At 44.2% G+C, this 14,026-nt stretch carries 13 protein-coding genes, 1 tRNA gene and 1 rRNA gene; 9 read left to right on the forward strand and 6 right to left on the reverse strand.

Annotation, left to right across the window (positions count from 1 at the left end):
• The first annotated feature begins 416 nt into the window (after positions 1 to 416).
• Together L1D21_RS12455 and L1D21_RS12460 are read left to right on the forward strand one after the other, a co-directional pair.
• Entirely contained in the window at positions 417 to 2,105 is a 1,689-nt protein-coding gene (locus L1D21_RS12455) for an NAD-dependent malic enzyme (RefSeq protein ID WP_239845582.1), read from the forward strand.
• 316 nt (positions 2,106 to 2,421) lie between these two features.
• A complete protein-coding gene (locus L1D21_RS12460) occupies positions 2,422 to 2,655 on the forward strand; it encodes a cytochrome c3 family protein (protein WP_239845583.1) in 234 nt (77 codons plus the stop codon).
• A gap of 119 nt (positions 2,656 to 2,774) precedes the next feature.
• Here the strand turns inward: L1D21_RS12460 and L1D21_RS12465 are convergent, their stop codons facing one another.
• Genes L1D21_RS12465 through L1D21_RS12475 form a run of 3 tightly spaced genes read right to left on the reverse strand, consistent with a single transcriptional unit; the run spans position 2,775 to position 4,767 of the window.
• Positions 2,775 to 3,719, reverse strand: coding sequence for a DUF4097 family beta strand repeat-containing protein (locus L1D21_RS12465; protein ID WP_239845584.1), 945 nt, complete (start codon positions 3,717 to 3,719; stop codon positions 2,775 to 2,777).
• Positions 3,716 to 4,231 (reverse strand): hypothetical protein, encoded by a 516-nt coding sequence (locus tag L1D21_RS12470; protein WP_239845585.1) that lies wholly within the window; start codon positions 4,229 to 4,231, stop codon positions 3,716 to 3,718. The genes L1D21_RS12465 and L1D21_RS12470 overlap by 4 nt, the downstream gene beginning before the upstream one ends.
• A complete protein-coding gene (locus L1D21_RS12475) occupies positions 4,231 to 4,767 on the reverse strand; it encodes an RNA polymerase sigma factor (protein ID WP_239845586.1) in 537 nt (178 codons plus the stop codon). The genes L1D21_RS12470 and L1D21_RS12475 overlap by 1 nt, the downstream gene beginning before the upstream one ends.
• Positions 4,768 to 4,957: 190 nt before the next feature.
• Here L1D21_RS12475 and L1D21_RS12480 point away from each other — a divergent pair, with 190 nt between their 5' ends.
• Positions 4,958 to 5,389 (forward strand): hypothetical protein, encoded by a 432-nt coding sequence (locus tag L1D21_RS12480; RefSeq protein ID WP_239845587.1) that lies wholly within the window; start codon positions 4,958 to 4,960, stop codon positions 5,387 to 5,389.
• A 224-nt stretch (positions 5,390 to 5,613) separates the two neighbouring features.
• Here the strand turns inward: L1D21_RS12480 and L1D21_RS12485 are convergent.
• Both L1D21_RS12485 and L1D21_RS12490 read right to left on the reverse strand, forming a co-directional pair.
• Positions 5,614 to 5,689, reverse strand: a tRNA-Phe gene (locus tag L1D21_RS12485).
• Between the two features lie 193 nt (positions 5,690 to 5,882).
• The gene (locus L1D21_RS12490; protein WP_239845588.1) at positions 5,883 to 6,638 is read right to left on the reverse strand and encodes an outer membrane protein assembly factor BamD; all 756 of its coding nucleotides are present in this window, start codon (positions 6,636 to 6,638) and stop codon (positions 5,883 to 5,885) included.
• Positions 6,639 to 6,761: 123 nt separating this feature from the next.
• Between L1D21_RS12490 and rluD the strand changes: the two genes are divergently transcribed.
• The 4 genes from rluD (at position 6,762) to L1D21_RS12510 (ending at position 11,653) form a co-directional block, all read left to right on the forward strand.
• Positions 6,762 to 7,733 carry a 23S rRNA pseudouridine(1911/1915/1917) synthase RluD gene (gene rluD / locus L1D21_RS12495; RefSeq protein WP_239845589.1) on the forward strand — a complete coding sequence of 324 codons (972 nt, stop codon included), beginning with the start codon at positions 6,762 to 6,764 and terminating at the stop codon, positions 7,731 to 7,733.
• Positions 7,733 to 8,452: a peptidoglycan editing factor PgeF gene (gene pgeF / locus L1D21_RS12500; protein ID WP_239845590.1), complete on the forward strand. Its 720-nt coding sequence runs from the start codon at positions 7,733 to 7,735 to the stop codon at positions 8,450 to 8,452. The genes rluD and pgeF overlap by 1 nt, the downstream gene beginning before the upstream one ends.
• 109 nt (positions 8,453 to 8,561) lie before the next feature.
• Entirely contained in the window at positions 8,562 to 11,135 is a 2,574-nt protein-coding gene (clpB, locus tag L1D21_RS12505; protein WP_239845591.1) for an ATP-dependent chaperone ClpB, read from the forward strand.
• Positions 11,136 to 11,341: 206 nt separating this feature from the next.
• Positions 11,342 to 11,653 carry a hypothetical protein gene (locus L1D21_RS12510; RefSeq protein WP_239845592.1) on the forward strand — a complete coding sequence of 104 codons (312 nt, stop codon included), beginning with the start codon at positions 11,342 to 11,344 and terminating at the stop codon, positions 11,651 to 11,653.
• An 89-nt stretch (positions 11,654 to 11,742) separates the two neighbouring features.
• Here L1D21_RS12510 and L1D21_RS12515 read toward each other — a convergent pair whose 3' ends face one another.
• Entirely contained in the window at positions 11,743 to 12,195 is a 453-nt protein-coding gene (locus L1D21_RS12515; RefSeq protein ID WP_345773518.1) for a DUF4124 domain-containing protein, read from the reverse strand.
• Positions 12,196 to 12,342: 147 nt separating this feature from the next.
• Between L1D21_RS12515 and pssA the strand changes: the two genes are divergently transcribed.
• Both pssA and L1D21_RS12525 read left to right on the forward strand, forming a co-directional pair.
• Positions 12,343 to 13,167 (forward strand): CDP-diacylglycerol--serine O-phosphatidyltransferase, encoded by an 825-nt coding sequence (gene pssA, locus L1D21_RS12520; protein WP_239845594.1) that lies wholly within the window; start codon positions 12,343 to 12,345, stop codon positions 13,165 to 13,167.
• Between the two features lie 735 nt (positions 13,168 to 13,902).
• Positions 13,903 to 14,026, forward strand: a 16S ribosomal RNA gene (locus tag L1D21_RS12525); the annotation flags it as partial.

Consider the following 14,026-nt stretch of genomic DNA (forward strand, 5'->3'; position numbering starts at 1 on the left):
GAAGCACAGCATAGGCTGTGCTTTTTTGTGTCTGATGCTGTGCTAACAAGTTTACCGTAGAACAACAATGCGCTTCACTCGTTGCGATCAACAGGGATGTTGTGAATATCTTTAATGCAGGAGCAATTAAGGGCAATCAACAGGGATGTTGTGAATGGCTTTAATGCAGGAGCAATTAAGGGCAATCAACAGGGATGTTGTGAATGTCTTTAATGCAGGAGCAATTAAAGAGCTTGCCTTAGAGGTGCTAAATTCTCGCTGAGCAATCACACTTTTATACTGATTGGTATTAGATAATTGTCTTTAAAATAATCAAAAAATCCTTTTGAAAAAGACAACAAAGATCACACTTTGTGATAATCTTAGCCCCATTAAATCGAACAGCACTTTTACGCTTAAAAATATAAAGGTTTCCAATGGACGATAACAAACGCCCGCTCTATCTTCCTTTTGCTGGACCCGCCATTCTCGAGGCTCCGTTAATTAACAAAGGCAGTGCCTTTACCGAAGAGGAACGGATCTTTTTTAATCTTGAAGGTTTGCTGCCTCAAGTGATTGAGACCATTGAGGAGCAGGCATCTCGTGCCTACGATCAATTCAAAAACTTCACCAATGATCTCGATAAGCATATCTATTTAAGAAACATTCAAGATACTAACGAGACACTATTTTATCGTTTGGTGCAAAATCACATTACCGAGATGATGCCTATCATCTATACCCCAACCGTGGGCTTGGCTTGTGAGCGTTTTTCTAAAAACTATCGTCGTAACCGTGGCTTGTTTATCTCTTACCCGAATAAAGATCGTATCGATGATATGCTCAACAACTCGACTCGCCATAAGGTAAAGATCATCGTGGTGACCGATGGCGAGCGTATTTTGGGCTTGGGCGACCAAGGTATTGGCGGCATGGGGATCCCTATCGGTAAGTTGTCGTTATATACCAGCTGTGGCGGTATCAGTCCTGCTTATACCCTGCCTATTACTCTCGACGTGGGTACCGATAATCCGCATCTGCTGGAAGACCCTATGTATATGGGCTGGCGTAATAAGCGTATTGGCGGTGAAGAGTATGCCGAATTCGTTGAAGCGTTCTTGGAAGCCGTTCACCGACGTTGGCCAGATGCGTTAATTCAGTTTGAAGATTTTGCGCAAAAAAATGCCATGCCATTACTGGAGCGATACAAAGACAAATACTGCTGCTTTAATGATGACATTCAGGGGACTGCAGCTGTTACCGTTGGTTCGCTTTTAGCGGCATGTAAAGCGGCGAATAGCAAACTAAGTGAGCAACGCGTTGCCTTCTTAGGTGCCGGTAGTGCCGGTTGCGGTATTGCCGAAGCCATTATTGCGCAGATGGTTTCTGAAGGGATCACCGATGAACAAGCACGTCAGCAAGTGTTTATGGTCGATCGCTGGGGCTTGCTGCAAGATAACATGCCTAACTTGCTCGCGTTCCAGCATAAATTGGCTCAGAAAGCGTCTGAAGTTGAAGCCTGGAACAGCGACCACGAAAATATCTCACTGCTTGATGTAATGAATAACGCTAAGCCAACGGTATTGATTGGTGTATCCGGTGCGCCTGGCTTATTCAGTGAAGAGATCATTAAGGCGATGCACACTCATTGTGCGCGTCCGATTATTTTCCCGCTGTCTAATCCAACAAGCCGAGTCGAAGCGACGCCAAAAGATATTCTACATTGGACCAAAGGCGAAGCCTTGGTGGCGACCGGGAGTCCTTTCGAGCCAGTGGTGCTAGATGATAAGACTTTTGAAATCGCCCAGTGCAACAACAGTTATATCTTCCCTGGTATTGGTTTAGGGGTGTTAGCCTCTGGTGCGAAGCGAGTGAGTGATGAGATGTTAATGGCATCGAGTCGTGCTTTGGCTGAGTGTTCACCTTTAGCCAAAGAGGGTGAAGGTTCATTGTTACCGGCATTAGAGTATATTCATGAAGTGAGTAAGCATATCGCGTTTGCCGTGGCTAAAGTGGCGGTAGAGCAGGGGCATGCTTTACCTTGTAGCGACGATCTATTACGCCAAGCTATCGAAGATAACTTCTGGACTGCAGAATACCGTCGTTATAAGCGTACCTCATTCTAAACTGAGCGAATATTCAGTCAGTTTTGTTGAAAACGTTAGCTATTTAAAGGCTGCCAATGATGGCAGGCTTTTTGGTTTTGAAGCCTGTGGTGTGATGCTGTGAATTTGAGCGAGTTCACAAACTCTTGATTATTATTTTGATGCAATCGACATTTATTAGTATCAGTTTTTAATTTTAAGTTTCATTTAAGGTTTTTGGATGTAGAGTGGCGAAAATAAGAAATTATGCGAGATTTACTACTGGCTCGAAGTCGTATGTAAATCATCGATATAAATTTAGCTTTTACGGGTTAAAGACCCAATATTAGGAGTTTTTATGAAGAAGTTTGTTGTGCTGTTATCTTCACTATTATTCGCCGCTTCGGTTGCTGCTGTAGATTGCAGTGATTGTCATGAAACAATCGACCAAGCGATGCATAAAGATGCTGAAGCAACATTAGCGACCTGTAACGATTGTCATGGTATGGCTGATGCTCATACTGTTGATATGGAATTGCATACGCCAGATTTAACTATGGCCGAATGTGCTGATTGCCACGGCATGGAGTAAGTTGCACTTCTAGGCTATTACCTATGAGAAATGGCCTGAGATGAGCATCAAAAAGCCAGTGGATAATACCACTGGCTTTTTCGTACCTATTTTAGGATTAGCAATTAAGCCGAGCAAAGTTACTTAATCTTTTTTAGCTCAATCTCACCGCTAATGGTACCGAGATTGACTTCTGCGCTGCCATTACCCATTTGAAATTGTAAGCTACTCGTGGGTGAGTACTTACCTTTCTTAGGCTTATCAGACGTTAAGTTGTTATTGATATCACCACCTGGGCCACCATTTATATTGATATTGGCATTTAGATCAGCGGGTAGGGTCAGTTCGATATCACCGCTAACACTGTCGAGGTTGATTTTAGAGGTCAGGCGATTAAGTGATACGTCTAGGTCACCGCTGACACTCTGGCCTTTTAAGCTACTGACTTCATTTAACTCGATTTTAGCATCACCCGACACGACTTCGATGGCGACCTCTTTAGCATGGCTGTTAGCTGTTAAGTTTCCACTAACCAGCTTATAGCTAACACTGCCGATACTGTGGTTATCTTGAATAGAACCAGAAACGCTTTCTAGTTCGAGTTTGCCCTTGAGCGCCTCGGTGTTAATGTCGCCTGAAACCGTATGAATGGTGACATTATCGACTAGGGTGGAGGCCTTAATCTCGCCGCTGACTGATTGAATATTAATGTCGCCTTGGAGTCCGCGGAGTTGATAATTGGCAGAAACCCCTTCCGCATAAAGTTTAAGCGACTTAGGCACCATAATGGTTAAATCGGAACCTTGGCTATTATTACCGGAGTAGCTACGTGGCATCTTGTCTTCAAGGATCACCGCATTGCCATTTTGCATTAAGTTGAGCCCTTGGCTGAGCTCATCTAAAGTCCCGCTTACCTGAATCTCACTCTTATCCCAAGGCAGTAGTTTGACCTCACCGCGCTGTACCGTCACTTTTAGTCTGAGGTTATCTGGGCTGCTGATGGTTTTATCAACCTGTTCGGCAGCCAGAGCAAACTGGCTGAGCAAAAGCAGTGGAATGATAGCTAGCTTGTGATAGAGGTTCATATTACGTCTCCCTTTTGTTTATGATTGACTGGGAGCTGTTGTCCCTGTTTGACTAAATCTATCTCTCTTTGTTGCGTCCAAAGCCACAATTGCCAAAGCTGTTTGTCAGTTGGATTTAGTTGTAATGACTGATAAATCAGCTCTGCTGCTGATCTTAATTGTTCGATACCTTGCTCAACGGGCTGACCATAAGGGCTACTTTGCCAGTTGACCCTGACTGCTTGAGTTTGCAGTAGTTCTACTTGCTGCTGATGCTGCGCTTTGATTGACGCAAGGGTTAACAGTAGTTCGTTTGACGGTACGACTTCGGGCTGAGTCGTTACGAATTTTTGTCCTACCACTAAAGACAGCACTAACAGGCTAGCGATAGCAACTGGCTTCCAGTAGTGGTTTTTTTTCGCCAAAGGCGCATCCAAGCGACGTTCTATTTGCTGCCATAGATCTCGCTCAGGCGTGATCTCTTTTGTGGTATTAGCGATCAGACAATCCAGCTGTTCAGATTTTGTTGTCATCAGATCATCTCCTGTAGCAGTTGCTTAGCTCTATGATATTGGGCCTTGCTGGTGCCTGGTGCGATATTAAGCCGTCTAGCGATTTCGTCATGCTGATAGCCCTCTAAGGCAAACAGGACAAATACCATGCGGGCTCGTTCAGGCAGTCGCAGTAACAGTTTATCTAACACTTCGTAGTGCAGGTCGGTGCCACCGGTTTCGGCTGCGTGCTCCGCTGGTATCATTCTGGCCCAAAAGCTTTTCTGCTTCTTGATGGTGGTCAATGCTTGGTTTACTGTCAGGCTGTGAAGCCAGGTACTAAATTGACTTTGTCCATCAAATAAAGGCAGCTTTTGCCATAAACGCACAAAGGTCTCTTGAGTGGCTTCCTCGGCTAAATCTGGTTGCCCTGCCAATCTAAAACACAGAGCATAAACTCGGCGATGATGTAGCTTATATAGCTCATGAAACGCGGCTTTATCACCTTGTTTAGCTTGTGTGATCAGTAAGCTATCAAAGTGTCTTAGTTCACTCTGCGGCGGTCGCAATACACTCAATGTTGTTTCCCTGTGTGGTTATTATTTAATTAGACATGCCTTGGTACGAAAAAGGTTTAAAGCAAAATAAAAAATAATGAGAATTAAGTTTATTCCACTGCTAAGTCATTTAAGTGCTTAGTGGTGAATTTGCTGCTCGCATATGTTATGTTGCCAAAATGTAAATAGGCTTGTTCATTAAGGGACATCAATGACCACTAAAAAACTGTTACTTATTTTTACCTTACCTTGTGTGTATACCTTGCTCATTTTTTTCTTGATACCACTTACTTATCGTTTGTTTTTACCTTTTATCGATATTTCTGTTGAGGGACCAAGCATGATCGCTTTGCTAAAGCTTGGTATTCCTCATGCTATTGGGGTGTTTGCTGCTGCAATAGTGACCGTAGTCATCATCGTTAAGTTTATCAATGAAAAAGTCTATGGACTGAGTCTGCTGGCGGGGTTGCCTATTGGTATATTTACCTTAGTGACTGCGTTGCAGTACCCCGAAATGAATGAAGGGTTCACCATGAAGGTTGGCATAAAAGATGCGCTAGTGATGATTGTTATGCCTTTACTGACAATGGCACTTTTGAGCCGTTTATCGAAATTATCGAAAAGACAAGATTCAGTTAGCTAAAACGCTTTGGGTTGGGGTTTATGATTTATCAAAGGCACCTTATTAGGTGCTTTTTGTTGTTTATTGCTAGGGGGATAACGTTAAGCATTTGCAATGATTTACTTCGTATCCGTAGGCTATATACGGGTGATAATTGAACAATATGTGGAAAGGAATAGCAGATACAAAAAAACCTCGCTAAGCGAGGTTTTTTTGTTGAGAAGCTGTAAGCATCTCATTGAATATGGTGCCCGAACCCGGAATCGAACCAGGGACACGAGGATTTTCAATCCTCTGCTCTACCGACTGAGCTATTCGGGCAACGGGGTGCATTAAAAGGCTTTTGCGCATTTGAGTCAACTAATTTTTGAAAAATAGTGCTCAAGTAGAGCTGTTTGAATAAGATTTATTCGAAATGAATTTAAAATCACCTATTGGACTCAAATAGGTGATTTTGTCGCAGACAATAAAAACCCCGTTAAAACGGGGTTCATTTCAAAGCTAATTGTTAATATTATTGCAATAGGTCATTATCGGGGAAGTTAGCTTTCATCACCAATAATACATGATCCTTTAGTTTTTGCTGACCTAGCTCTTCGTAAGCGGTTGCCATGATCTCTAGGGCTTTTTCGGTCGATGGAGTATCAGGATATGACTCCATTACCGATTGTGCTCTAACGGCTGCTGCACTCCAAGCATTCATCTTGATATAATACTCCGCAACGGTAATGGAGTATTTAGCCAGGCGATTTTTCAAATATTGCATACGTTTTTGCGCATCGGCAGCGTATTTGCTGTTAGGATAGGACTTTACCAATCGGGCAAAATCATTAAAGGCATCTTGTGCCGCCTTCGGATCCCTATCTGTTCTGTCGATACCTAATACATCGTGGAACATATAGTTATCAGACTGCATGTTCACTAAGCCACGCATATAATAGACGTAGTCGATATCTTTATGAGTCGGATTTAGGCGAATAAAGCGGTCGATGTTCGCGATACCAGAGGCTGAATCATCAAGCTTGTAGTAGGCGTAAATCAGGTCAAGTTGAACCTGAGTTTTATGGGCTCCGAAAGGATAGCGGGAATCTAAGGCTTCTAAAGAACGGACGGCTTTACTGTAATTGCCCAGTTCCATCGAAGTTCTTGCTTGTGTATACAAGACTTCAGGTGATGTTTTCGCCAGTGTATCATCTTCTGGGCTACTACTGCAGGCCGATAAAGCCAGTGATAACAAGGCAACAGCGGCGCCTTTAACAAAATTATGCATACTTGAATTCGATTCTTTTAAGTTGTAGTTATGAATTTTTCCATTTCAGGATAAAATAGAAACAATCCGATTGTAACAGATAGCACTTTAATTTATGACCCCAAAACGCGGGTACGGTTCCTTATGACACAAGAGATTAATCTAAAAAGCGAGATAACAGCAACACAAACCGGACAAAGATTGGATCAAACCTTGGCCGAGTTGTTTCCTGACTATTCCCGTACACGTATAAAAGAATGGATTTTAAATGGCTCCGTTTACGTCGATGGCGTAGCACACACTAAGCCAAGAGAAAAAGTGCTTGAAGGCCAAGAGGTCATCGTCGAAGCCACACTGGAAGAGGAAACCAAAGCCGAAGCGCAAGCGATTGAGCTGAACATTGTTTATGAGGACGAGCATATTATCGTTATCAATAAACAGGCGGGCTTAGTGGTTCATCCCGGTGCGGGTAATAGCGATGGCACGTTAATGAATGCCCTACTGCATCATTGTCCATCTATCGAGTTAGTCCCAAGAGCGGGTATCGTGCATCGTCTTGATAAAGACACTACAGGTTTAATGGTGGTAGCCAAAACCGTTGAGGCACAAACTCATTTGGTGGCAGCATTGCAAGCGCGCGAAATCGTGCGTGAATATGAAGCCTTAGTCCAAGGAGTGATTATTTCTGGTGGTACTGTCGATGCGCCAATCGATCGCCATCCGACTAAGCGTACTCATATGGCTGTGGTACATAACGGTAAACCGGCGGTGACTCATTACCGTGTTGCGGAGAAATTCCGTGCTCATACACGCTTACGTTTACGCCTAGAGTCGGGGCGTACTCACCAGATCCGTGTACACATGGCACATATTGGTCATGTGTTAGTGGGTGACCCTGTTTATGCCGGTCGTCCGCGTCCACCTAAGGCGGTGACTCCTGAGTTTTTAGAAACCTACATGAGTTTCAATCGTCAGGCACTGCATGCGGTAAGACTTGAACTGGCACATCCTTTCACGTTGGAAATCATGAGCTGGCAGGCGCCTGTACCTGAAGATATGCAAACTCTGACTCGTGCATTACGTGAAGATACCAAAGCAAATCCTCAGGAGTATTAATGCTCCCCGCTGACTGGCAGATCCCTGATGGTGTTAAACTTGCCTTTAGTGAGCGCACTTCGGGTGTCAGTCAGCCGCCATTTGATAGTTTGAACCTTGGCGAACATGTGGGCGATGATCCACAGGCTGTGCTGCAAAACCGCCGACTGTTATCACTGCAATTGGGACTAACATCAGAACCGGCCTGGCTGACTCAGGTACATGGTATCGATATCGTTGATCTTGATAGTGATGACAATCGAACTGCCGATGGCAGTGTTTGTCGCTCGACGGATCATGTCTGTGTGGTGATGACTGCCGATTGCTTACCAGTGTTGATTTGCGATAAGCAGGCAACTCAAGTGGCCGCGGTACATGCTGGCTGGCGCGGATTGTGTAGCGGGATTATCGAGGCTGCAGTTGCGTCGTTTAATGCTCCTGCCGATGAATTATATGTTTACCTCGGTCCTTGTATTGGGGCTGATGCGTTTGAAGTGGGTTCTGAGGTCAGGCAAGCTTTTGTGTCTCAGCATCCACAAACCAGCCAGTATTTTATCCCTCAGGGAGATAAATACTTCGGCGATTTGCAGGGAATTGCTTGCTATCGAACTCAGGCATTAGGCGTGCAACACATCTATCAATTACCTCACTGTACTTACCGTTTGAGTGAGCGTTATTTTTCTTATCGCCGCGACTCTGTCACTGGACGAATGGCCTCTCTAATTTGGTTAGAAAAGTAGCAATTTTTTACTGCTTTGCGTCGCCATCTGCTTGAAATAAGCAAAAATGCCCCCATCTATAAATTAACAAAATACTGAAGGTAAACTTCATAGTTAATTAGGAGGCTGTATGCGACTCGATCGTATGACTAACAAATTTCAGATAGCAATCTCCGATGCTCAATCATTAGCGTTGGGGCGAGACCATCAGTTCATTGAACCTATTCATTTGATGATGGCGCTACTGAATCAAGACGGTGGCTCAATTCATCCATTACTGACTCAGGCTGGGATTTCGGTGAGCACATTACGCTCGTCACTTAGCCAAGAGTTAGAACGCTTACCACAAATTGAGGGGACTGGCGGCGATGTTCAGCTATCGCAAGCGCTGATCCGTTTACTCAATTTGTGCGATAAATTGGCGCAAAAGCGTAAAGACAAATATATCTCTAGTGAACTGTTTCTGTTGGCCGCATTAGATGGCAACGATGCGTTAGCGCAATGTTTGAAAAAGTCGGGGGCGACCCAAGAGCTGCTAGAGCAAACCATCCAGCAGGTGCGTGCCGGTAAGAATATCGATGATCCTAACGCTGAAGATCAACGTCAGGCATTAAAAAAATTCACTGTAGATCTAACCGAGCGTGCCGAGCAAGGTAAATTAGATCCTGTGATCGGTCGTGACGATGAGATCCGCCGCACTATCCAAGTGTTGCAGCGTCGTAGTAAAAACAACCCCGTTTTGATTGGCGAACCGGGTGTGGGTAAAACCGCGATTGTTGAGGGATTAGCTCAGCGGATCATCAATGGTGAGGTTCCTGAAGGCATTAAAAACAAGCGCGTATTGGCTCTAGACATGGGCGCGTTGGTTGCAGGTGCCAAATACCGAGGTGAGTTTGAGGAGCGTTTAAAAGCGGTACTGAATGAGCTTTCGCAAGAGGAAGGTCAGGTCATTCTATTTATTGATGAGCTGCATACTATGGTTGGCGCAGGTAAAAGCGATGGTGCGATGGATGCCGGTAATATGCTTAAACCTGCATTGGCGCGAGGCGAATTGCATTGTGTTGGTGCCACAACCTTAGATGAATATCGTCAATATATTGAGAAAGATGCTGCCCTAGAGCGTCGATTCCAGAAAGTGCTGGTGGAAGAGCCTAATGTGGAAGACACCATCGCTATTTTACGAGGCCTGAAAGAACGCTATGAGCTTCATCACCATGTCGAGATCACCGATCCGGCCATTGTGGCTGCAGCCAGTATGTCGCATCGTTATATTTCAGATAGAAAACTGCCCGATAAAGCTATCGACTTGATTGATGAAGCAGCGTCTAGTATCCGAATTCAAATTGACTCTAAACCTGAACCTCTCGACAAGCTTGAGCGTCGAGGAATTCAGCTTAAGTTAGAAGAGCAGGCCCTGAGTAAAGAGAGCGACGAAGCCAGTTTACGTCGATTAAAAACTTTGCGCAGTGAATTGAGTGAAGTCGAGAAAAAAGCGGCAGAGCTAAACGAAGTGTGGCACACCGAAAAAGCGGCATTGGCGGGCACTCAACACATTAAGGCGGATCTCGAACAAGCCCGATTGGATATGGAAGTGGCAAGACGTGCTGGTGATCTGACTCGTATGTCAGAGCTACAATATGGTCGTATTCCTGAGTTAGAGAAACAACTCGATCTAGCCTCGCAAGCTGAGATGCAGGATATGACTTTGCTGCGCAACAAGGTTACCGATGTCGAAATTGCCGAGGTGTTATCTAAGGCAACCGGTATTCCAGTTTCTAAGATGCTTGAAGGCGAAAAAGAGAAATTGTTGCAGATGGAGCAAGCGTTACATACCCGGGTTATTGGTCAAAACGAAGCGGTTGATGCGGTTTCTAATGCCATTCGTCGTAGTCGAGCCGGACTTGCCGACCCTCAACGTCCAATTGGTTCGTTCCTATTCCTCGGACCTACTGGGGTGGGTAAGACTGAGCTGTGTAAGTCGTTAGCTAAATTTTTGTTTGATACCGAAGCGGCTATGGTGCGCATCGATATGTCCGAGTTTATGGAAAAACATTCGGTGTCACGTTTAGTTGGGGCGCCTCCCGGTTACGTGGGTTATGAAGAGGGCGGTTATCTAACTGAGGCGGTAAGACGTAAACCTTATTCGGTGATTTTGCTTGATGAGGTCGAGAAAGCACATCCCGACGTGTTTAATATCTTGCTGCAAGTGCTCGATGATGGACGTTTGACTGACGGCCAGGGGCGAACTGTTGATTTTCGTAATACCGTGGTGATCATGACGTCGAATCTCGGCTCAGATGTCATTCAAGAGCGTTTCGGTGTGGCGAGTTATCAAGAGATGAAAGCTGAAGTGATGAATGTGGTGACACACAGTTTCCGACCCGAGTTCCTTAACCGTGTCGATGAAAGTGTGGTATTCCATCCGCTGGAAGCCGAGCATATCACCCATATCGCTCAAATTCAGATCGATAACCTAAAAGCAAGATTGGCTGAAAAGGATTTCGAACTTGAGGTTAGTGATGACGCATTAGCATTAATTGCAGAGGCGGGATTCGATCCGGTTTATGGGGCGCGTCCTTTGAAACGTGCGCTGCAACAGGAAGTCGAAAACCCATTGGCGCAGCAGATTTTAAGTGGTCAACTGTTGCCGGGTACGCCGATTAAAGTGGAAGCCAGTGGCGGCGAACTCGCGTTTAGTCAATAACTGCTAGTTGCTCAAACCACCTTAAAGCAGGGTTGAGGTTGTGCTTAGATATTAGGTTCAAACTTATGCACTGAGATTGGTGTATTAGGTTTGAGCCTTTTATTATATTGGCTGATTAATCATCACACTCTTTGCAATCATGGTCGATTTCGTCTAGTTTGCAAAGAGTAAGTAAAGTCGATTTTGATACATTGAAGGAGTAATGGATGAAAGCAAAATTGGTCACGGTAGCGGCATTAACAATGATGATGTTTGGATGTAGTTCATCGCCTGAAAAAACCGAAGATACCTATATTGGTGTGGGCAATGTCGAATACGATAGCCTATACCATTTTGGCTACAACACAGGGTGTCGCTATGCGGGGCAGGTAAAACAAGATCCTAATCTCGGTGACGTTGAATCGATGAAGGATGAAACTCTCGATGGCCTGAGTCAATTTGATAATGGTTGGGATGCAGGCACAAAAGCTTGTGAAGATGGTGTAAGCCGCTCAATGTATACGGTAAGTAAACAGTAATATAGCCAAAATCTAGATAACGCTTAGCGTAACAAAAAACAGACTCCGAGGAGTCTGTTTTACTTTGTGGCCTGAATGAAGGTGAAAGCTTATTGAGTACAGAACAGGCGTATGCGTTCTTGTTGGGCTGCAATTTGTTCTTGTCGTTGTTCTTCAGTCATTTTTTCCATTTCACCAGTTTGAGCATTTTTTCTAGTGAGATTTGTATGGGTGTTGAGTACGTTTAGTTGGTGAGTGGCACTGTCACAGATCATCTTGGCTTGTTCTTTATCTTTTTGATTAATCTCATTTGCCGCAGCTTCCATTTCGCTAGGTACGGGTTCTTTGGCTGCCGAAGCACTGGGCGCAACAAAGCCGACTCTTTGCTGTTCAATATCTTCGCTATACAGTTTTTCGGCCTGCTTTTCGGGCGGCATCTGCTGGCTATAATGAGTTACCCCTTTTTCATCCACCCACTTATATATAGTGGTCGCAAAAAGAGTAGGGCAAAAAAAGAGTACTAATAAAAGAGCGCAAAAACTTTTCCTAGTCATGATATTCATCCATAAAATAAGCGGTTCGGCATAAGCTGTACTTTTGGGGGATGGTAAATGAAGCCTAGCTGACAATAGTGTTAACTGACCCCAAAAGTCATTATAAAAATCTGTGTTATCTTTAACTTAATCGAAGATAACCTTGCTTTCCATTATATGCAAAATTTAAACAAAGAGTCGGCAAAGAACCGCGGTATCTATCTGTTACCTAATTTATTAACAACCGCCGGATTGTTTTCGGGCTTCTATGCGGTTATTGCCTCGATGAATGGACGCTTTGAGGAGGCTGCTATCGCCATTTTTGTCGCCATGCTGTTCGATGGATTAGATGGTCGAGTGGCAAGAATGACTAATACTCAAAGTGAATTTGGTGCCGAATATGACAGCATGGCGGATATGCTGTCCTTTGGCGTGGCGCCAGCTTTAATCGCTTACAACTGGGGGTTATCGGATTTAGGTAAGGTTGGATGGTTAGCTGCGTTTATCTATTGTGCAGGTGCAGCGCTACGTTTGGCTCGTTTTAACACTCAAGTCGGTGTGGCAGATAAACGATTTTTTCAGGGATTAGCCAGTCCCGCAGCTGCGGCCATCATCGCTGGTGCAATTTGGAGTGGCACGTATTATGAAATCAGTGGCTCACAAGTCAGTTATTTACTATTACTGCTCACGGCGAGCTCTGGTATTTTAATGGTGAGTAATTTCCGGTATTACTCATTTAAAGATTATGACTGGCGCGGTCGAGTTAATTTTGTGGTGATACTCGCTTTGGTCGGCTTGTTTGTTGTGGTGTCGGTACAACCTGCCACGATTCTGTTTATCGTTTTCTGTCTCTACGCTATATCCGGCCCGATTTATACTATTAGAACAGTAAAACAATTAAAGGTGAGTCATCTTGTAGGGGATGAATCTGAAGTCAGTAACAATGACCCAAACAAAAATGACTCAACTACTTCAGACAGTGATGCTTCTAGACCGTCCTAGTATTTAGTTAGAGTCCTAGCCGAGTGATAGAGATGATATCTTGCAGCATATCTGTATCGGCGAACATATTTCTTTAACTTCATCCGCACGGCAGGTGAGATTTTTGGCAGAGTTCAATTATCTATGCCAGACTTATTTTCTTGGTAATAAGCCTGCTGATAAAAGCACTGAGTAGATAAACTAAAGTCTATTGTTTTACCAAATGAGCATTTATCTAGTCATTTTGATGGAATTTAGTACTATTTGGATGTGTTTTGTTTGTTATTTGAACGTTTGGTCATTTTCTTCAAAAAAGCCCTTGCGCCCTTTCAATAACTCCCTATAATGCGCATCCACTGACACGGCAGGCAGCGTCGCAAGGCGAAGTAAAGCTAAGTCAGGGCAGCAAGTGAAACAAGTTTTTTAGCTGTGATTTACCGCCAGGCTTTAAATGGTCAGCGTAGTAAATAACCACTTAAAAAACTTTTTAAAAAATCACTTGACGCCGACCAAGGAAAGCGTAGAATACGCAGCCCTAGCCCACAGCGGCGAACGTTCTTTAACAAGATAAAACAAGAAATCTGTGTGGACACTCACAGGTATTGAGTTAATCGAAAACGATTTATTTCTCAATGCAACGATGAATGTCCATAGCAATATGTACAAACGTTTTATAGATTCTTCCGAGTCTTTAAAACGAATCAGAATTCATTGAGCCGTTCTAAACTCTCAACGGGGTTTGGAACACAAAAACTTTAATTGAAGAGTTTGATCATGGCTCAGATTGAACGCTGGCGGCAGGCCTAACACATGCAAGTCGAGCGGTAACATTTCAAAAGCTTGCTTTTGAAGATGACGAGCGGCGGACGGGTGAGTAATG

Origin of the sequence: Shewanella sp. Isolate11 (assembly GCF_022398315.1) — a bacterium.
In the GTDB taxonomy this organism is placed as follows: domain Bacteria; phylum Pseudomonadota; class Gammaproteobacteria; order Enterobacterales; family Shewanellaceae; genus Shewanella.